18 protein-coding genes and 2 pseudogenes are annotated in these 19276 nt (G+C 39.9%); 6 read left to right on the top strand and 14 right to left on the bottom strand.

The window, feature by feature from the left end:
* Positions 1-293: 293 nt before the first annotated feature.
* The 4 genes from BUB56_RS17350 to BUB56_RS17335 all read right to left on the bottom strand — a co-directional run bounded on the left by BUB56_RS17350 (position 294) and on the right by BUB56_RS17335 (position 5048).
* Positions 294-1358, bottom strand: a complete 1065-nt coding sequence (locus BUB56_RS17350; protein WP_110942525.1) for a GGDEF domain-containing protein — start codon at positions 1356-1358, stop codon at positions 294-296.
* 321 nt (positions 1359-1679) lie between these two features.
* The gene (locus BUB56_RS17345; RefSeq protein ID WP_110942524.1) at positions 1680-2435 is read right to left on the bottom strand and encodes an exodeoxyribonuclease III; all 756 of its coding nucleotides are present in this window, start codon (positions 2433-2435) and stop codon (positions 1680-1682) included.
* A 150-nt stretch (positions 2436-2585) separates the two neighbouring features.
* Positions 2586-3503, bottom strand: a complete 918-nt coding sequence (locus BUB56_RS17340; RefSeq protein ID WP_110942523.1) for a DMT family transporter — start codon at positions 3501-3503, stop codon at positions 2586-2588.
* 414 nt (positions 3504-3917) lie between these two features.
* Complete coding sequence (locus BUB56_RS17335; RefSeq protein WP_110942522.1) at positions 3918-5048, bottom strand: GerAB/ArcD/ProY family transporter; 1131 nt, start codon at positions 5046-5048, stop codon at positions 3918-3920.
* Positions 5049-5137: 89 nt separating this feature from the next.
* Between BUB56_RS17335 and BUB56_RS17330 the strand changes: the two genes are divergently transcribed.
* The 6 genes and pseudogenes from BUB56_RS17330 (at position 5138) to BUB56_RS17305 (ending at position 10712) form a co-directional block, all read left to right on the top strand.
* Positions 5138-6772, top strand: coding sequence for a spore germination protein (locus tag BUB56_RS17330; RefSeq protein WP_110942521.1), 1635 nt, complete (start codon positions 5138-5140; stop codon positions 6770-6772).
* Positions 6769-7920, top strand: a complete 1152-nt coding sequence (locus BUB56_RS17325; protein WP_110942520.1) for a Ger(x)C family spore germination protein — start codon at positions 6769-6771, stop codon at positions 7918-7920. Before BUB56_RS17330 ends, BUB56_RS17325 begins: the two co-directional genes overlap by 4 nt.
* A complete protein-coding gene (locus BUB56_RS17320; protein ID WP_110942519.1) occupies positions 7920-8144 on the top strand; it encodes a hypothetical protein in 225 nt (74 codons plus the stop codon). The genes BUB56_RS17325 and BUB56_RS17320 overlap by 1 nt, the downstream gene beginning before the upstream one ends.
* 184 nt (positions 8145-8328) lie before the next feature.
* Positions 8329-8412, top strand: a pseudogene (locus tag BUB56_RS17315) (peroxiredoxin family protein); the annotation flags it as partial.
* Between the two features lie 142 nt (positions 8413-8554).
* The gene (locus tag BUB56_RS17310) at positions 8555-9862 is read left to right on the top strand and encodes an aspartate kinase (RefSeq protein WP_242946422.1); all 1308 of its coding nucleotides are present in this window, start codon (positions 8555-8557) and stop codon (positions 9860-9862) included.
* A gap of 61 nt (positions 9863-9923) precedes the next feature.
* Complete coding sequence (locus tag BUB56_RS17305) at positions 9924-10712, top strand: ABC transporter ATP-binding protein (RefSeq protein ID WP_110942516.1); 789 nt, start codon at positions 9924-9926, stop codon at positions 10710-10712.
* A 71-nt stretch (positions 10713-10783) separates the two neighbouring features.
* Here the strand turns inward: BUB56_RS17305 and BUB56_RS17300 are convergent, their stop codons facing one another.
* The 10 genes and pseudogenes from BUB56_RS17300 to BUB56_RS20005 form a co-directional block, all read right to left on the bottom strand.
* Complete coding sequence (locus tag BUB56_RS17300) at positions 10784-11593, bottom strand: hypothetical protein (RefSeq protein WP_110942515.1); 810 nt, start codon at positions 11591-11593, stop codon at positions 10784-10786.
* A gap of 52 nt (positions 11594-11645) precedes the next feature.
* A complete protein-coding gene (locus tag BUB56_RS17295; RefSeq protein WP_110942514.1) occupies positions 11646-12128 on the bottom strand; it encodes a flavodoxin domain-containing protein in 483 nt (160 codons plus the stop codon).
* A 21-nt stretch (positions 12129-12149) separates the two neighbouring features.
* A complete protein-coding gene (locus BUB56_RS17290; protein WP_110942513.1) occupies positions 12150-12557 on the bottom strand; it encodes an FMN-binding protein in 408 nt (135 codons plus the stop codon).
* On the bottom strand, positions 12554-13156 hold the full coding sequence (locus BUB56_RS17285; RefSeq protein WP_190014684.1) for a TetR/AcrR family transcriptional regulator: 603 nt from the start codon (positions 13154-13156) through the stop codon (positions 12554-12556). The genes BUB56_RS17290 and BUB56_RS17285 overlap by 4 nt, the downstream gene beginning before the upstream one ends.
* A gap of 244 nt (positions 13157-13400) precedes the next feature.
* Positions 13401-14087, bottom strand: a complete 687-nt coding sequence (locus tag BUB56_RS17280; protein ID WP_110942511.1) for a response regulator transcription factor — start codon at positions 14085-14087, stop codon at positions 13401-13403.
* A 16-nt stretch (positions 14088-14103) separates the two neighbouring features.
* Complete coding sequence (locus BUB56_RS17275) at positions 14104-15222, bottom strand: sensor histidine kinase (RefSeq protein WP_242946421.1); 1119 nt, start codon at positions 15220-15222, stop codon at positions 14104-14106.
* A 99-nt stretch (positions 15223-15321) separates the two neighbouring features.
* Positions 15322-15990, bottom strand: a complete 669-nt coding sequence (locus tag BUB56_RS17270; protein ID WP_110942509.1) for a hypothetical protein — start codon at positions 15988-15990, stop codon at positions 15322-15324.
* A 126-nt stretch (positions 15991-16116) separates the two neighbouring features.
* Positions 16117-16290, bottom strand: a complete 174-nt coding sequence (locus tag BUB56_RS20505) for a DUF7737 domain-containing protein (RefSeq protein WP_456297990.1) — start codon at positions 16288-16290, stop codon at positions 16117-16119.
* Positions 16218-17129, bottom strand: coding sequence for a DUF4132 domain-containing protein (locus BUB56_RS17265; protein ID WP_242946423.1), 912 nt, complete (start codon positions 17127-17129; stop codon positions 16218-16220). The genes BUB56_RS20505 and BUB56_RS17265 overlap by 73 nt, the downstream gene beginning before the upstream one ends.
* Positions 17130-17161: 32 nt before the next feature.
* Positions 17162-19072, bottom strand: a pseudogene (locus BUB56_RS20005) (DUF5724 domain-containing protein).
* Between the last annotated feature and the right edge of the window lie 204 nt (positions 19073-19276).

Here is a 19276-nt window from a genome sequence, read left to right as displayed (position 1 = left end):
AAAGCATCTTCGATGCTTTCGCTAGGAAACCCTAGGTTTCCTTCGACGGCTGCGCGGCAGCCTGAGCACCTTCCTGAATGCGGGCAGGGGATTTCATCCCCTACAACCCCTCTTTTTATATAATAGGAAAGCAGAACTTTCCTGTTATATAAAAATGCTGATACGATAACGTATCAGCTTACAGTTTTCTCCAAATTATTTCCTGACCTTACACATTTCCCGGGAAATATAACAAAATTTTACACAAAAAAGGTTTAGTTAAACGACTAGACCTTTTTGAATATTATGGAAGACTAAATCTCCATGCTTTGCTTCTTATATTTTACTTCACTTCGATTTCTTCCTTTGCTTTTTGCTTCATATAATGCCATATCTGCCCGCTTATAAATAACATCTGCAGTATCCCCTTCAGCCAGTTCCGTTATCCCTAAGCTAATAGTGATTTTTCCTGCATGCTTAAAAGAATATCTAGCCACAGCATCTCTAAGCTTTTCAGCTAACAGCAAAGCACCTTCAGCCCATGTCTCAGGGACAATCACTGCAAACTCCTCTCCGCCCAGTCTAGCCAGGATGTCCGTCTTTCTGATATTCTTCTGTATCAGCTGAGACAATTCCTTTAATACGCTGTCCCCTGCGTCATGTCCATAGGTATCATTTACCCTTTTAAAATGGTCTATATCGAACATAATAACAGATAGGCCTCTTTCATATCTCTCAGCCCTAAGGATTTCTCCATGAAGGCTCTCATTAAAGAACCTTCTGTTATAAAGCTTGGTTAGTCCGTCATAGTTGACCAAATACTCCAGTGTATCTTTTACATATCTCTTGATTAAAAAGATCATCAGAAAGCCTAAAGATAAGTTAACACCCAAAAAAATAAAACTTATTCTGTATCGGCCTACCTTTTTTTCTGAAAGTGTTTGAGACATTAGCACCATGCTGTTTGCTTCCTGCCAGGCGACCTCACTTTTCTCTAATAACAGATCCCGATTATGCAGGGAAGGATCCTTTCTATATTCATATGCAGCTTCTTTCAACAGCAGACAAGACTGCTTCAAATCACCTATGTAGCACTGAATCTCTTGGTGTCTGTCATGAATTTTCATTTTTTTACTATTTAGAGCGTTTATTTTCAGATCAATCTCATCTATCAGTGCATTGTCCGGGTGCCCACCAAGCTCGAATTTTACAAACCTCTGAATAGAGCCTCTAATGATTCCCAGTTGATTAATCATTTCTGCATCGGGTCCGATTGTATGGGTAAGGTATATGGTAAAAAATCCTCCGCTACTTAGTAGGATAATAAAACAAATACCCAAAAGTATCAGTATTGATGATCTTCTTTTTATAGCCGCCATAGCGTCCCCATCCTCCTAAGCAGGTTTCATTTTTTTCACTTATTATATTGCAATTTTTGTTAGAAGACAAACACTATTCTCACCTCAACGATTTATAAACTATAACCGTTTATTCGCCTTATAACTACAGAGAATATTGATGCCGAATCCTTGAAAGATGACTAGAAGGATGGTTATGGCTCATCATTATGCATTATCAGATTATACTACAAAAAGAGCACTCTCAGAAGGTGCTCCGTTGGTAGGTTATACAAAATTAGGAGAGGTTTCCTGCAATCTTAAAGCAGAAGTTTAATCCTTTACCAATTAGCAATCTGCCCTTTACAGCCCTATCTCCAGCAGCACCGGACAGTGGTCGCTCCCCATAATGGCAGAATGGATTTGTGCATCCACTAATTTTTCCTTCAGCTTGTCGGATACAATGAAATAATCAATTCTCCAGCCTACATTCTTCTCTCTTGCTCTTCCCATGTAAGACCACCAGGTATATGCATCTTTCTGATCCGGATAAAAGTATCTAAAGCTATCAATAAATCCGGAGGCTAGCAGCTCTGTCATTTTTTCCCGTTCTTCATCTGTAAAGCCCGCATTTCTTCTATTGGTTTTCGGGTTCTTTAAGTCGATTTCCTGATGGGCTACATTAAGATCTCCGCATAAAATCACTGGTTTTACCTCGTCTAATTTCAGTAAATAGTTTCTAAAGACATCCTCCCAAACCATTCTATAGTCTAATCTTGCCAATTCCCGCTGCGCATTGGGGGTATAGACGTTTACTAAATAAAAATCATCGAATTCCAGAGTAATTACCCTGCCCTCTAGTTCATGCTCTGGGATCCCTATTCCATAGCTGACAGATATTGGATTTATCTTGGTAAAAACAGCAGTGCCCGAGTAACCTTTCTTTACAGCATAATTCCAATATTGTTCATATCCCTCTAAATCCAGCTGAATTTGCCCTTCCTGAAGCTTTGTTTCCTGAACACAAAATATATCCGCATTTACATCATTGAAGTAATCCAGAAAACCTTTTTCCACGCAGGCCCTTAGTCCATTCACATTCCAAGAAATTAATCTCATGTTTTATCCTCCGTAAATATATTGTATTTTCAGTTTTTGTAAGAATATTGTACTATAAATAATAGGAGTTAAAAAGAAATTTTCTTTTTGACTCCTATTTTGGCCTCAGCTTTTATAGACATTTGAGTTGAATTCCCGGAGGTTAGATGATTATTTTTCTGCCTGCTTCTCCAATACATTTTTGGCTGCCAGGTTCCGCTCCAGCATACCCGTTGTCAAATATACCCCTATAAATACGAGGCATCCCCCGCCAATTTGGGACAGAGTTATCCTTTCTCCGAGAGTCCAGCTAATCAGGGCTGTAAATACGGGAATGAGATTTAAAAATATGCCAGCCTGGCTTGCACCGATTTCCCGTACTGATATGTTCCAGAATACAAAGGAGCCTATAGAGGGGAAGAGGATCATGTAAGAAATGCCTATCATCGCCAGAGAGCTAATGTTCGCAATATCGATACCTTGAGCAAAGGCAAAAGGCGCCATCATAACTACAGCAAACAATGCAGCCATGGCAGTAGCCGTAATCGGCTTAATTCCATTCAGCTTTTTTCCCATAATGGAATAGAGCGTCCACATCACTACGGCGGCAAGCATCAGTACATCTCCCCGATTATATGCCACTTGAAAAACCTGCAGTATATTTCCCTTAGTCAAAACCACCAATACTCCCAGGAGAGAAAGTCCGATTCCCGTGATTTGCAGTTTAGAAATTCCTTCTTTTAACATAAAAAGAGAAAAGATCGCCATCACACCGGGACCGAATGCGCTGACCAAGGCTGCATTGGTGGAAGAGGTATAATCCAAGGCCGTATAAAGAACCATATTATAGCCTACGAACCCTAATAGACCCAGTATAATAAAAGCAGGCCACTGCTTCACCACTGATTTCCAATCGGGTTTTTCATGAAAATGAGCTATAGCCAGCAATACAAAGGCCGCCACCGCCCATCGGGAAAAAGTAATCCAGAGAGGGCTCATCTCCGCTACTACATATTTACCAAACACATAATTGCCTGCCCAAAATAAATTACACACCACCAACAGAAACCAAACTCTGTATTTACTCATATCCCCTTCACTCCCTCATCCAATATATCCCAAATGCCCTTTCTGCTACCCTATTTGCAAATTTTTTAACGTGCTTCCATGGCTTAAGCTTTTTTTCTTGCTCTCTGATGGGACAAATATATAGTTAAAAATTACTTTACCACATTTTTTGTTTCTTGTCTCTAAAGTGAACAACTTTCAAAACTTCATCCCTTCTCCCCTGACTTCATGGGAGCTGATCTATCACAGACACTGACTTTACGTCTTCTTTTATGCTCCATCTATCTAAAATACAGATCTTTTTTAAGGATTCTATACCCAGTGTCCAATTCCTTTTATGTATAAGATTTTCTTTGATATTTTCTTTCATCTCATGGAAGGAAGCTAACTTTATATGCTAACGGATTTATTTCTTTTTGTTCGATTCATTATAGATCAAATCGAACTGCCTCCCTGAGACTTGTGCTCTTTCTTTCTTATCCTGATGGTCATATACAGCAGCAGCGGTATTGGTGCAAAGAGCGGCAATGAAGAAAAGAAATACGGTACTACGGTTTTTAAAATGATATCAAATCGGGGAATTAAAATAGGCATAGATACCCCGATCAAAACAGCAACAGGCATTGAGAAGTCCTTAGGTTCCCCTGCCTGAAAGTAATCTGAAATAATCTCACACATCACGTAGCAAGTCAAAATAAATTTTATAAAGGTAGTGCCATAAAACACTGCTAACAAAAATGCATCCAGTCTCTCAAGGACATCTCCAACCTCAATCAACCGTATAGTACTGAATGGAGGATAGGGTAGGGTTATTAATGTAGCTTCATCAAAGGCAGCAATCGATGCCATGGATCGAAAGGTAAGAAGTATCGAAGCCGCAAAAATAGCCCCAAAGATGGGTTTCAAAAAATTTTTACCGCCCTTGGAATGACTCCGGGTATATTTATAGAAAAAAGCTACGGGCAGTATCTGTGCATAGGGGAAATTCATATTTGGTATGGCTCCTGCTAAAACCGGTTTCATTCCTTCCGCCAGAATAGGCCTCAGATGATCTAATACCAATTTAGGCATAACAAGTAAAAACAAGGTGCAGTACACAATGACTAGAGCCGGTAAGAGAAACTCCAAAAATCTTGCGATTGTCTCCAGTCCCAGTTTCACTGCGTAAATCCCAGGAATAAGAAAAAAAATGATAAAAACAACTCCTGGGGTTTCCGGCATCGTTATTTTTCCAAAATAGAAAACATCGGATACAATCAAGCAGCTAAGGATGAAGAAGAATAAAAAATAATACAAATTTACCAGGCCTCCAAAGAACTTGCCCCAATATTTGTTTAGGGTTTTGGTCATTGAACATCCTGGACATAGGGATAAGGGGAGATAGTGGCAATAAATGACAACATAGGCTGCCATGGAAGCAATAATATTGGAAATCCAAACATCTTTCCCTGCCTCTGCTGTTCCCGGAAGATAAATGATAGATGCTCCTCCAAGCTGAGCCAACGCCAACAAAAAAAGTTGTCTGTAGGATATGATTTCTTTGTTGTTCTCAGATAAATTGTTCATTTTTCTCTCTCACCCGCTTTCTATGATAGTTTGTGATATTTCTATAAAAACATGTGCAAAATATTATTACCAAGGAAGGTGTAGAGGCCATGAAAGGATCAATGTTTGATTTCGTTAAGGGTATTCTAAGTAGAGCGGGGAATAAGAAACACAAAGTAATATCAATAGATAACCATCTATCTAGTGAAGATTTGCCTTTATTCTTTTCAGATAATATAGATAGAAATATTGAAATGCTGCATTCTCTCACATGCAATAGTGATGATATGGTTTTTAAAACCTTCCATATCGCTACACTTCCCAGCATGAAAGCAGTGGTTGTTTTTATAGAAAACCTTATAGACAGCAGCATACTGGAGACATCGACCCTATCTCCCCTTACCATAGGCATCGGAGAAAGACCTTTAGAGGAAAGAACGCTTCTATCTTCAGATGTGGAGACACTGATTGAAAAAATCTTGCTGAACATCCATCCAGCATTTTTAAGCGATGTAAAACAAAGTATGGATGCAATTTTAAAGGGAAATGGCATTCTGCTCATCAATGGTTATCCAAAAGCCATATCCATTGATATATCAAGGCTTGTAGGAAAGAAATACGCCGAACCCAAAGCCGAAAAAGCCATAAAGGGTCCTCAAGAAGGCTTCGTAGAGGATATAAATATTAATACAGCTATGATCCGTAGGAAAATTAAGTCTTCCCATCTTGCGGTAAAAGCGCTTCATTTGGGAAGGGAATCCAATTCTGAAATAAGAATCGTCTATATGGATAATATTTCCCATTCCTCTATCGTTGAAGAACTGCTTAGAAGATTAAATAGAATCAACGTAGATGGCATAATGAGTTCTTCTAATATTGAAGAATATATTACGGACGCTCCTACCAGTCTTTTTCCAACAACATTCTACACAGAACGGCCTGACAGAGTAGCCCCCATGCTCTTAGAGGGCCGGGTGGCCATCATCTGTGACGGTAGCCCCTTTGTTATTGTTGTTCCGGCTATTATATCAGATTTTTTCATAACCACCGAAGACTATTACCAGAATTATTATTTTTCAACCTTAAACAGACTCTTAGGCTATGGGGGTGCTGTCATTCTTGCTTTTTTACCCTCTGTTTATATTGCTGTTATTACTTTTCATCAGGAGGTCATCCCTACCCGTCTTGCCCTCACCCTTGCCGGCACGAAAGCCGGGGTTCCTTATCCTGCCTTCGTAGAAGCTTTGTTGATGGAGGTTGCCTTCGAGGCTTTGAGAGAGGCAGGCATCAGACTTCCAACCCATTTGGGACAAGCGGTCAGCATCGTAGGTGCATTGATCATCGGACAGGCTGCTGTTGAGGCTGGTCTGGTATCACCGGCAGTTGTCATTGTAGTCGCAGCTACGGCAATTTTCTCTTTTACCATGCCCTACAGCAATTTTACTTTAAGCCTAAGAATCATTAGATTTTTTAATATGGCTCTGGCGGCAACCCTTGGTATTTACGGCATTATGACCGGTGCATTAATCATTGCCCTGCATCTTATATCTCTAAGATCCTTTGGGGTTCCCTTCATGGTTCCCTTTGCGCCGGTAAGTTTGCAGGATATGAAGGACTGGATTCTTCGGTTTCCTCAGTGGGCCATTACGAAACGATCTTCTCATATCATCAAAAATAACATAAATAAAAAAACAGATCGTCTAAAGCCCCACTCTTCAATCAATGAAAGGAAAGAATATCTATGAGAAGATTGAATATGGTATTCCTTTTGCTTGTGTGTACCCTGTTTACCAGCTCCTGCTGGAGCCGCAGGGAAATAGAGAATCTGGGATTCGTCATGGGGATAGGCCTGTCTAAAACAGATAAAGGACTTTATATGGCTGTGGCTCAAGTTGCAAATCCTGAGGCAATTGCAGCAGAGGCCCCTGCCCAGCGGGATGTATATACTGTCATAAAAACAGAGGGCTTAACCGTCTTTGATGCATTAAGGAATCTGTCTCTCCTGGCCGCAAGACGTCTTTACTTGGCTCATATTCAAACTATTCTAATCGATGAGTCTATCGCTAGGGAAGGAATCGGAGAGGTGGTTGGTTTTTTAGTACAGGATATGGAAATCAGACTGTCCTCCCAGGTTTTTATTACAAAAACTGACCCGGAGGATATTTTGGATTCACCCAACATCCTCGGCCAAATCCCTGCTTCGGTCTTAGAAATCGCCGCTAAAAACTATGGTGCCAATTCAAAAATATATGTATCTGATCTGCGTAGAACCGTTGAAGCTGTAAATAGCCCTGTGATGAATTACACAACTACACTGGTGGAAAAAATACCCTCACCCACAAAATATGATAAAGACCGGTTAATGCTCACCCGGATTGCTTTTTTTCATCACGACCGTCTACGGGGATATCTAGACTATGAAGAAGGGCAAAGCTTTAACCTAATTACCAATAATTTTAAAAATGGGCTCATTGTCTTTGAATATAATCAAACCGGTGATAAAATCACTATAGAAATTCTAAAGGCTAAAACAAAAATTACACCAAAATATGAAAATGATAAAGTAGGATTTGATATTGAACTTAAGGTGCAGGGAAATGTAGCAGAAAGAATAACACAAAGGCATCAAGTTCATGAACTGAACATCAAATCTGCCCAAGAGCAGCTGAATCAAGTTCTTGAGGATAAGCTGCGAAAAGCAGTTAAAAACGCTCAACAAAAGTATAGTATCGATTACTTTAACTTGAGCAAAGATTTTTCCAAAAAATATCCTAAAGAGTTTAAAGCCATAAAAACCCAATGGAATGATATATTCTCTACTGCAGATATTCATATAAAGGTAGAGAGTACAATTATCCACTCAGCCCTCAATATTAATAGGGGGAGGATTTGATGAATATTCTTATATCTCTTTTCGTATCTATTGTACTGTTAATAGATTTTCTGAAACTGAAAAAAAACGATAAGAAAGTAGTTTATATCTATATTGGGATTACTATTCTAGTTCTCGTTATTAGTTTACTAAATAGATATGAGTTTTTTAGCATAAGCCCCATAGAAATATGGATAGAGAAGATGAAACCTATCACAGATTGGGCAACCCTATCCCTGGAATAAATAGACTTACAAATTGCATAGTGCGTCTTTTCCCATATGAACACAAATATAATCAGTGCCTATATATTCATGTATAAAGCAAATAATGCAACCTCCAACCTCATAAAATCTAACCTCCAAGGACATGATAAAATCATTAGAGAAAGGAGACTGATGTATGAAACCTATTACAGCAGGCAGTCCTGCACCGGATTTTGCTTTAATGGATCAAAATGAAAAGAATATTCGTTTATCGGATTATAGAGGTAAAAAAGTATTGCTCTCCTGGCATCCACTGTGAAAAATATTTTTCCAGCTGATGCCTCTTTTTATTTACACTGTCTGACGCCCGCCGAAAGTTATAGTTGACTTTTCCTAGATCTATCATTATAATGTTTCTAATATTCTTAAAAATTAGGAGGTCGACCCCATTGAAATGTAAAGTAGCTAAATTCGGCGGAAGCTCACTTGCCGATGCAAATCAGTTTCGTAAAGTTCGTTCAATTATTATGGCGGATGAGAGCCGCAGATATGTGGTTCCATCGGCACCGGGCAAGCGCTATGCTGAAGACAGCAAAATAACAGACCTGCTTTATCTATGTCACGCCCATGTTCAGCATTCCGTTCCCTTTGAGGAAGTATTTCAGATTATTACCGACAGATATTTAGGGATTGTGGCCGAACTAGAGTTAGACCTGGATATATCTGCTGAATTGAAAATCATTAAGAACAGAATCAAAAACCATGCTTCCTTAGATTACATAGCCAGCCGCGGCGAATATCTCAATGGTATCATTCTTGCCAACTATATCGGTTATGATTTTGTAGATGCTGCAGAGATTGTATTTTTTAAACAAGACGGCAGCTTTGATGCAGAGCGTACCAATATAGTGCTTGCCCAACGGCTGTCTAAGCATCCCAAAGCTGTTATACCAGGCTTTTACGGTTCCACGCCGGACGGAGAGGTCAAAATTTTCTCCCGGGGGGGCTCCGATATAACCGGTGCTATCGTAGCCAGAGGTGTACAGGCAGATATCTATGAAAACTGGACCGACGTATCGGGCTTTTTAATGGCAGATCCCCGGATTATCGATAACCCAAAGCCTATTGAAACCATTACTTATCGTGAATTAAGAGAGCTATCCTATATGGGTGCCAGCGTACTTCATGAGGAAACCATCTTCCCCGTGAGAAAAGCAGGTATACCTATTAATATCAAAAATACAAATGAACCTGATCATCCGGGTACGCTTATCGTAAATGAAGCAAAGCGGGCAGGAGCTATTACAGGTATCGCCGGGAGAAAGGATTTTACGGTAATCCATTTAGAAAAGAATCTTATGAAGTCTGACATTGGCTTCGTAAGAAAACTGCTGACCATTTTCGAAATGAACGGAGTATATTTTGAGCATATTCCTTCCGGCATTGATACATTATCGATTGTTATCACGGACTATCAGATTGAAAACAAACTGGACAAACTGATCCGGGAAATTCAGCAGCAGTGCAACCCTGATGCCCTGGAGGTATATCCAAATATGGCCCTCATTGCAACTGTAGGGCAGGGTATGTCCTATACACCGGGCATGGCTGCAAAGTTGTTTACTGCGCTGGCCGATGCCAATATCAACATTCGAATGATTGATCAGGGCTCCAGTGAGATCAATATCATCGTCGGTATTGAGACCCGTGACTTCGAACAAGGGGTACAAGCTATCTATAACGCTTTTGTAGAATAGATGAAGGAGCAGCATATGCTGGATTTCTATATACTATGCCAGGGTAAAGGAGAGATTTTTATTGATTATTCAGGCAAAGCAGGTTTCTGTCTTTAGAGATGGCAAAACCATCTTAAAGGATATTGATTGGACCGTATCCCCTGGCGAGCATTGGGCAATCCTGGGGTTAAATGGTTCCGGAAAGACTACCTTATTAAATATGGTAAATGGATATCTTTTCCCCTCAAAGGGCGAAATTTCTGTTCTTGATAAGGTTTTTGGAAAATTTGATTTGAGAGAGCTGCGTAAATCCATTGGATGGGTCAGCTCTGCTCTTCAGGAAAGACTTTATGCAAATGAAACAGTAGAAGATATCGTGCTCAGCGGGAAGTTTGCAACCATCGGTCTATATGAGCAGCCTAAAGAAGAGGATCGTGATTTCGCCAGACATCTGCTGGACCGCTTTGATATTGTCCATTTTGCAAACCGTTCCTACCAGTCCCTGTCCCAAGGGGAAAAGCAAAGAGTCCTGATTGCCAGGGGGCTTATGGCATCCCCCCGCTTATTGATTCTTGACGAACCCTGTACAGGCTTAGACATTTTCGCCAAAGAACAACTGCTTTCTATAATTGAAAAACTAAGTTGTGAAAAAGACGCGCCTACGTTGATATATGTTACCCATCGCACAGAAGAAATTCTGCCAGTGTTTAGTCATACTTTATTACTTCGCAGGGGAGAGATTCATTCTTCCGGCAAGACAGCAGCGGTGCTGACAACAGAAAACCTCTCGGATTTTTTTGAAACACCCGTACTTTTTGAACAATTTGAGAAACGTTTCTGGCTCCGCCCTGCTTTTCAATTAAACAAATAATTTAAGGATCTGTCTCTATAAGAGATAGATCCTTTTTTCTAGCCTGCAACGGGGTGATTAGTATTTTTCTTTTAATTGTCCGACTGCATATTCACCAGCAGACCTCCTAATGCAAGCATGGCTCCTACACCTAAAGCAATCCAAAGATATATATAGGGATCTGCCTGCCCGACTTTCCTATAGGATATTACAGACATCACCATTAATACCAGACTATAGGCAGCCCCTTTAACCAGCACCATAACAGATAACACATACCCCCAAGCCTGACGCTTCCACAGCAGAATTGCACTCAGCACTGTAGCTGGCATCAACAGTGCCAAATCCGTAGCATAAACTACACCGGTAGGGTGATCTGTCTGTAAAATATCCTGAGGGACTTGGCCCGTAATGATGAAGTTTATGGACATCATAATCCATAAGCCTCCAAGAAGCAGTGCAAAGAACAGCATATATCCGCTAATCCATTTCACAGGCGTTCGGCTGCTAAATTTCTTTGCCATACTCTTTGCATCTATTTTTAACAGGGCAAAAATCATTGCATAGGATGATAAGGCAAACAGAGCTGTATAGAGCAGAAAAAATTTGTTAAAAGCGGCTGCGTAAAGATAAAAAATATAATTATAAACCATATACCACAAGGTGCCGATCCAAATCAACTGCGCCCGTTGGGAACCTCTAAAGGCAAACCATAGAGCTCCTGCCATCGAGGGAACTGCAACAAACAGTGTCACCAAATCATTGCCGTACCATGCCGCTTTAACCAATTCATTGTCCCGGTAAAGATCTCCGATCAACATTCCTCCTGCGGAAGCGATTCCCGCCAGTATCAGTATCATCCTTGAAAGCATGGCAGCTGTTCTGAACTTAACCTTAAACATTTCATTTCCTCCCTATTCCCCATAAACGTAAACCAGATAAATGAAAGATGATTTAATAATAATTGTTCATCGTCTTTGCAAACTTTTTGATCTTGCTTTCCGAAATGCTGGATGTATCCTTGTCAATCTTAGATACTCTCTTGACAATAAACCGATCCATAAAGCCCATCTTTTTAAAGATAAACTCTCCTCCAAAATAATCCCATGCAACACTATTGGTTAAAAGCTCGTGAGGAAAAGAATCGTATATTTGCTTTTCTGCAATATCACCTTCCCGCATACAGCAGATGTAAAACCCAAGCTTTTTTTCTTTCAAGACCTCTGTATTGTTTGTGCAGAACTCGCTTACTTCTTTTTGTATTCTGCCCATGTAAATAGACCCACCAATAATTACCCGACCATATTTTGAAAGGTCTACTTCCTTTACTGCTTTTAGATCAAATACATCCACTTCTCCGTCGAGCTGCTCTGACAACATTGCGGCGCATCTCTCTGCACTGCCGTATTTCGTTCCATATAGGATTAATGTATTCATGTTAAAACCTCCTTCTAAACGTTAATTTGCTTTTAATAATGCATTTTCAATGGCCTTAAGTATAATGGTACTGCTTCCTGTAGCTCCTGAGATCGTATCTACCTGCAGGCTTTGGGCGCGGATAACATTATTGGTAATTCCTTCCGCTTTTTTACCTTTTCCATATTTGTGTTCTATAAACTCAATTCCTGTAATTCTATGATTTTCCACGCTAACATTCACAGCTGCACCGACTGATTCATTCACATAGTACTCTCCTGTATATTCCCCATCTGCAACCTTAGACAAATCGATAGACTGAATATCTATACTACGGATTTCTTTGCTAAATTCCCGCAGCTTCATTTGCAATCCTAGGAAGAAAGCAGCTGATAACCCTACAACAAGAACCATTACAACCGTTAGAACTCTTTTAAACCCTCTACTCATTTCTCCACCTCTTTACCCTTCATCAAAAATTCTATTTCCTTTCTCAAAGAAGCAATTACAACCTCCAGCCTTTCGACACTTCTTCCCTGTGTGAAAAAGAGCAGCTTCCCGTGGATCGAAGACCCGATTAGACCCTGTAACAATTCCACATCCTTCTCTAAAATGTATCCCTGCTTGGCGCATGATGTGATGTTTTCTCCCAGCAGCACACCGACGGAGGGCTTCATGCCGCTTTCAATTAGTTCCTTCGGAGGTTTTCCCAAATCCTCTACGAAGATTAATTTAAACATATCCGGGTGTTGTGCAAAATATTTGAAATATGCTTCTGCATAGATAATAATCTGTTCCCTGGCATCTATTTTCCCATCCTTGAAATTCAGCATATATCTGTAGCAATCTTCTAAAAAGTCAAAAACACAATAAGATAACAGTGTATTTAGATCATTAAAATAGTTGTATATGGTTGCATAGGAATATCCTGCACGATCCCCGACACTTCTGGCTGTAACCCCTTTGATTCCTTCTTCCTTGATAATCTCCTTTGCAGCATCGATAAAATACCTCATCATTCTCTGCCTTTGTATTTCTTTTTTATCCATCTGCAACATCCTTTTCATTAATAATGTTAATAATGTTAACAATGTTAATATTATTATGTTCTTAGATTTTTGTCAATATATTTTTGATATTTATTTTGCTTTTTCTCCAAATATAACCATACCTTTTCAACAAAAAAATTCCCATCAATGTATCAGTTTTTTACAACTGTTATTGCAATGGGAACATGTCACTTTTCTACAGATTTAATTTTTTTCGGCTATCTTGATTCTGTATCAGGAAGGATCAGGAATTAAATCGATATCCTGATCCCCAAATGGTTTCAATATACTGTGGATTTGATGGATCTTTTTCGATTTTCTTTCTGATCTTTTGGATATGCACAGCTACTGTTCCAGTGTCTCCATAATACTCTTCTCCCCAGATGGTATCGAAAATTTGATCCTTGCTAAATACAATATTGGGATTGGATGCTAAAAACAATAATAGTTCATATTCCCTGGAGGTCATTTGAATTTCCTTGCTATTTACAAAGACTCTATGGGCTGCAGTATTGATTTCTAATCCTTTGCAGCTTATGGTTTCATTTGCTGCCTTTTTGCCCGTCAAGCGCTCATACCTCTGAATATGAGACTTTACCCTGGCAACCAGTTCTGCCGGACTAAAGGGCTTTGTCAGATAATCATCTGCACCTAAACCAAGTCCCCGAATTTTATCTATATCTTCGTTGCGGGCAGACACAACAATGAGGGGAACCTCAAGGTTTTTTCGAATCCCCTGTATGATCTCATACCCGCTTGTATTGGGCAGCATCAGGTCTACAAGGATCACATCATAAGCACCGGATATGGCCTTTTTGAGACCCTGGGTTCCGTCTTGAACAATATCTGCTTTATAGCCGTTTAGTTGAAGATAATCTCTCTCCAGTTCTGCAATATTGATATCGTCTTCAATGATCAATATCTGTTTCATCGATTTTGTACCCTCCTTACGACTTTGCGACAGGAAGCATTATAGTAAAGCAGCTTCCCTCCTCCTCTGTGCTTGATACCATAATCTTCCCCCTATGGGCCTCAACAAGTTCTTTAGCAATAGCTAAACCAAGACCTGTACTCATAAAATCCTTGGTGCGTTCATGGTCAATCCGATAGAATCGGTCGAAAATATAAGGGAGTTTATCTTCAGAAATACCGGGCCCATTATCTTTTATGGCAATACGAATCGAATCCTCCTGAAAAAACAGTGTTACTTCTACAGCTAATTTTTCCTGATTTCCGTACTTAACTGCATTTCCGATAATATTCCTTATGGCTTGCTGAATTCTTTTTCTATCTAAATAAAGAAGAAGATTTTGATCCATCCTGTCCCAATAGGTAAATTGAATTTGCTTTTCCTCCAATTCAAACTGCAACTCTTCCATAAGGTCTTCCATGTAGGAGCGTATATCTACATTTTCATATTGAAAATCCAGCTTTTCCATATCTAGCTTGGAAAATAAAAAAAGGTCATCGATGAGCTTGTTGATATAGATAATGTTATGATGTATGATTTTTAAGTATTTATCCAGCTTTTCCGGTGATGCGGCAACGCCCTCTTCAATAGCCTCCATATATCCTTGGATAGATGCAATAGGTGTTTTCAAATCATGAGAAATATTGGCAATCAATGTCTTCCTATTCTCTTCATAGGCAAGCTTTATTTTTTCACTTTGCAATAGCTGTTCCGCCATTCGGTTAAATGAATGAATTAGTACAGCAAACTCATTGGTTACCTCACATTCTACCTTTACATTGTAATTTCCTTTAGCGATTTCATCCACTGCGTGTTTAAGCTGATCCATGGGCCTAAAAATCTTCTTCTCCAGCCTCATAAGAAAAGCAAGATGAAAGATTTCCTTAATGGTTATAAACACGGCAAAAAAAATACTGACCGCTTGATTTCCAATCCATTTAAAAAGCAGATATATGATAAAGAGATTAAAAAGAAAGACTGCCGGTCTGGCCCACCTAAGATATCGATGATATAGATGAAAATCCTTATGATACCAGCATTCCTGTTCGTAGCCCATATGAAAATATTTATGCATATGCTTTCGTCTTGTATACATATCCATCACCTTCGATGTTAATTACTTCCTCTATTATAACACCTTTTATCCATAAAGCATAAGGGTGTTAAAATGCTTATTTAACACCCTTTTGACTGCCTACCATACTAAATTTAACGATGCGTCTAGGCTGACTTCTTTCCCTTCCTCTGTCTCATTCATTTGCTTTCCGTTGGCAGACAGAATTACCTTATTGATCTCGTTGTTCTTATTAATTTGTATTTTGATAGAAAGGTTTATTTCTTCCATGAAACAGAAATCCTTCATGCAGCAGGCCTCATGTTCTCCCCTGTAGTGCTCTCTTTTATGATTCATCTTTTCTTTGATGGCATTTTTAAGATCTTCAGGGATTTCATCAATATGGATGGTTAACATTACACCCTTATCATCTAATTCCTGTACCTCCATATCATTTAGCACATTTAATAGGAATGCCAGCTTTGACAGTTTTCCTTTAAATCCGCAGCATTTTGCTTCTCCATGGTGATACTTATGCATTCCTTTAATAAAATCATGATGCTTGCCACCATAGCAGTCCTGCAGATTGAATTCTGTACTGCTCTCATGCCTTACCTTTTTTCCCTCGTAGTCTAGTACTGTGACGATTTTAGATTTGCCCTGACCGCTAACCGTATCTTTTTCGAAATCCTTTTCTAAGCTAAATACCTCGGTACGGTCCTTCCTGACTTCTGCTTTCAGCGTACCTTTAAATACCTCTTTTTGCTTCAATGTTTTCACTACATCATACATGAGTTTAATTTTGTTCATAAAAAATGACCTCCTTTTTATTTATAAGGTCATTATAAAGAATGAAATTAAACTCTAAATAAAGCAATTATAAAAGTTTTATAAATAAATATTAAAGATTTATATACACTGTTTTTCTGATATATCCTAGCTGCAAATCTGCTCAAGTATGCTTGGGTCCTTTATTTTACTATCCTCTGCCAGAAGGATTCCCTTCGATAGGATCTCTTCGGTCTTAGGATCTTCATCTATAAACGGCAGAAATATCCTGCCTCGGTGGCTGGAGTGTACAGGCAGTACGTGGATAGAGCCGGTTCCCATTTTATGCACAACGCCACTACCCAAATGAACTGTGTATTCCCCATGACCCCCCCCCTGACTTTGGCATGATTTGCAGTTAACAATACATTTTCCAGCTTCAGCAGTTTTAACAGTTCCTCTAAAATTACTTTTCTGATTTCTATTGTGGATAAGCTGGCCTCGGGATCTACTCCACCTACATGGGACACGCTTACTACCAAGTCTACATCCCTCATAACTTCTGAGAAGACAAGCTTTGGTACCTGGCTGATGTAAAGAGGCTTCCCGGTTTTCCTATCTTCAAATCGAATAATTTCAATGGTCGGTGCCTCTACCTCAGAGGGAGAAAACCAGCCAGCCATGGCATAAATGGTTGCAACGATATCCTCTTTATAATATACCTTCTGCAAGCCCTCTTCATAGGCGGCTAGCCACCCTCGGCTTTTTAACAGTGCTGCAGCTTTGCGGGGTTGTATTTGGTGACCTGCATATCTGCGGGATAGGGTCTGTTCCTTTAACTCGTCTGAATTGGGTAAATATAACTCTCTAAATACCTGCTTGAAAGGTTGAATTCGTCTATGATGAAACAGCTCCCTCTGATAGTTTGACCAAGCTCCCAACCTATGCAAATCTACGGGATGGGCAATCTTGAGTCTTTCATCAGGGCATAGGGAGTATGCTTCATTTCTATAGTTTATCAATAATCCCTCATGGAAAAAACCTGACTGCTCTCCCCGCACCAAGACCAAATTCCTGATAATAGGTGCTAAAACAGGATTGCTGCATAGGGCTTTCAGTTCTCCGACCTCGAATTCATCGCCTCTCTCCATGGCAGCCTCAAAGCTTTCTCTAGCTCTGATATATTGATCCCTCAGCGATTTTTTTACCGCTTTTATCGCTTGAATATATTCATGCTTTTGTACTTAGCCGGAATATCCCTTTGGACTTTGCCTTCCTTTACACACTTTATTTCCCCCTGCCCCAGTTCATCAATGATTAATTGCACCTCCATGTCCTCTAACCTGCGAGGCTGCAAATAGTCAGCGATGGCATCCAGTTTGACGGTTTCCATATTCCAAACCAACCGATTCACATCGCAATATCCCGCATTTGTGGCTAAATTCAACAGTGCAATACTAGCGCTTCGCTTTTCACTAGCCTGTCTTTGGGCCCCGAACTGTTTGCTTTCTTTGGTATATTGCTGAATATATTCGTAGCGCGCCAGCAGGTCTGCTTTATCCGTAATGGGAATCAATCCATAGGCCAGTAAATAGTCTTTATTTCTCTTATCTATGACTCTATTTTTAGTCACTTCAAGATCCAGCCTGCCCAATGCAGCATCAGCAAACAGCTGAGAACGGCGGTGAAGTCCTCCCCCAGCTATATACTTGGCGCTGTCATAGACTATTTTAAAGCGCTGCTCTCCAAGGGTGGTGTAGGCCTCCATAAACCAGTTTTTGTCGAAGGCCCCATCCCTAAAATCCTGAGGCAATAGGGCAGAATATTTTGCTGCAATCGTAAACTTTTCTTCTGAAAAGAATTCATTTACATGGGCATGGAAATATCAGCAGGCTGATTTCAGCCCTTCATATCCAAGATATTCCGATACAATGTCTAGCCACTGGGGTGCATACATAGCGCCTTCAACCAGCTGCCTGTCGGTGATCTTTTTCCCCTCTAATAGCGCTTTCAAGGTGACTGCACTATCTTCCGAATTTGGATAACAGCATTTCAGCAGATGGCTCAACATCTGCTTTTTCGTGCAATCCCCATCCACAAAGTTATAGCCCCGTACGTAGGTATCTTTTTCAGCGCCAAGAAGTATTGCACCAAATAAATCTGCACCGTAGCATTTTTGAATGCCTGCTGCCAGGTGGGTAACTTCTGTATTCAACTCACCCCGCATCACTTCAATCCTTGCGATTTTTTCTACTGCGGTCTTTCCCAGCTCCATAAGCCGTGGGTAGTTTAGAAGCTCGTCTCTATTATGTTGATGGCTGCTGGTAAAGACCCTTATATTGGCTAGACTAAGGGGTCGGTCCATGAGCTCTTTATAGACTTCATTCTCATCAATGATTTCAAGGCTTAAGGCACGGCCAAAATCAGCCAGATTCAGAGTGGCGTCTATAGTATATAGGCTTGCTCTATAGTATTGATAGCATAGGCTAAAGTATTGCATAAAGCTTTGGTCATCATAGTGGTTTTTAGCCATCAGATTTAACCAGTAGCCAATCTCGTGACTGCCTGCAATATAGTCCTTATTGCGGTAATAATAGTAGTGCTCATCTCCATCTATATACTCTCTGCGATGGGATTCTGCCGGAATAAGGGTATAGAGATAAGCCGCCAGGCCTGATGCAAGTGTGAATTTCTCCTCTTTTGGAATCTCATCTATCAGCAAGTCAATGTATGCTGATACCAGTTCAAAATAAGGCAGTTTTTCAATCCTATTAAAGCTGTTTTTTAGTGCTTTTATATTAAAGAACCCCTCTATCAATCTGCTGTACCAGGGTAGGTAAGCAGTATATTCTAGATGATGCAGGGCGGAAAGATAAAAATCCAGGACAATCAGCTTTGTCCATTCAATTTGATGAATCCCCATCAAATTTCTTATCTCCACTGCAAAGGGATAGTTGTCCAATCCATTTTTATTTCTGTCAAAGGGTATGAGATATGAGGCTCCCCCTAGGGTAACCATGCTTTTACCGTCATCCCAGCCAATAGCTTCATATTCCAAAGCCCTATTTTCATGGATCAAATCACTAAAGGGTTTCAAAATATCCATGGTGTCCTCATAAGACATAGAAAATATTTCAATGAAAAATAAATGTAGGGGACGACACATGGGTCGTCCCGAAAAAGCGGGCAGACACGTAGGTCTGCCCCCATAGGCGTCAGTTTAATCCAATTATTTCCAAATAAACCTTAGAAGCATGTCATTCTGAGCGTTAGCGAAGAATCTTATAGAACATAAGCAAGATTACTTTTGATTATCAGAATATATCAT

This window comes from Geosporobacter subterraneus DSM 17957, from assembly GCF_900142145.1.
GTDB classification, from domain to species: domain Bacteria; phylum Bacillota; class Clostridia; order Peptostreptococcales; family Thermotaleaceae; genus Geosporobacter; species Geosporobacter subterraneus.
This window is presented reverse-complemented; position numbering and strand designations above follow the sequence as displayed.

What these genes read in the sequence shown, in the direction of transcription:
- BUB56_RS17300 (WP_110942515.1), bottom strand. Translation starts at nt 11,593, where the DNA reads ATGTTTAAGGTTAAGTTCAGAACAGCTGCCATGCTTTCAAGGATGATA.
- BUB56_RS17325 (WP_110942520.1), top strand. Translation starts at nt 6,769, where the DNA reads ATGAGAAGATTGAATATGGTATTCCTTTTGCTTGTGTGTACCCTGTTT.
- BUB56_RS17285 (WP_190014684.1), bottom strand. Translation starts at nt 13,156, where the DNA reads ATGGATAAAAAAGAAATACAAAGGCAGAGAATGATGAGGTATTTTATC.
- BUB56_RS17280 (WP_110942511.1), bottom strand. Translation starts at nt 14,087, where the DNA reads ATGAAACAGATATTGATCATTGAAGACGATATCAATATTGCAGAACTG.
- BUB56_RS17335 (WP_110942522.1), bottom strand. Translation starts at nt 5,048, where the DNA reads ATGAACAATTTATCTGAGAACAACAAAGAAATCATATCCTACAGACAA.
- BUB56_RS17295 (WP_110942514.1), bottom strand. Translation starts at nt 12,128, where the DNA reads ATGAATACATTAATCCTATATGGAACGAAATACGGCAGTGCAGAGAGA.
- BUB56_RS20505 (WP_456297990.1), bottom strand. Translation starts at nt 16,290, where the DNA reads ATGGGAACCGGCTCTATCCACGTACTGCCTGTACACTCCAGCCACCGA.
- BUB56_RS17275 (WP_242946421.1), bottom strand. Translation starts at nt 15,222, where the DNA reads ATGTATACAAGACGAAAGCATATGCATAAATATTTTCATATGGGCTAC.
- BUB56_RS17350 (WP_110942525.1), bottom strand. Translation starts at nt 1,358, where the DNA reads ATGGCGGCTATAAAAAGAAGATCATCAATACTGATACTTTTGGGTATT.
- BUB56_RS17330 (WP_110942521.1), top strand. Translation starts at nt 5,138, where the DNA reads ATGAAAGGATCAATGTTTGATTTCGTTAAGGGTATTCTAAGTAGAGCG.
- BUB56_RS17345 (WP_110942524.1), bottom strand. Translation starts at nt 2,435, where the DNA reads ATGAGATTAATTTCTTGGAATGTGAATGGACTAAGGGCCTGCGTGGAA.
- BUB56_RS17320 (WP_110942519.1), top strand. Translation starts at nt 7,920, where the DNA reads ATGAATATTCTTATATCTCTTTTCGTATCTATTGTACTGTTAATAGAT.
- BUB56_RS17290 (WP_110942513.1), bottom strand. Translation starts at nt 12,557, where the DNA reads ATGAGTAGAGGGTTTAAAAGAGTTCTAACGGTTGTAATGGTTCTTGTT.
- BUB56_RS17270 (WP_110942509.1), bottom strand. Translation starts at nt 15,990, where the DNA reads ATGAACAAAATTAAACTCATGTATGATGTAGTGAAAACATTGAAGCAA.
- BUB56_RS17340 (WP_110942523.1), bottom strand. Translation starts at nt 3,503, where the DNA reads ATGAGTAAATACAGAGTTTGGTTTCTGTTGGTGGTGTGTAATTTATTT.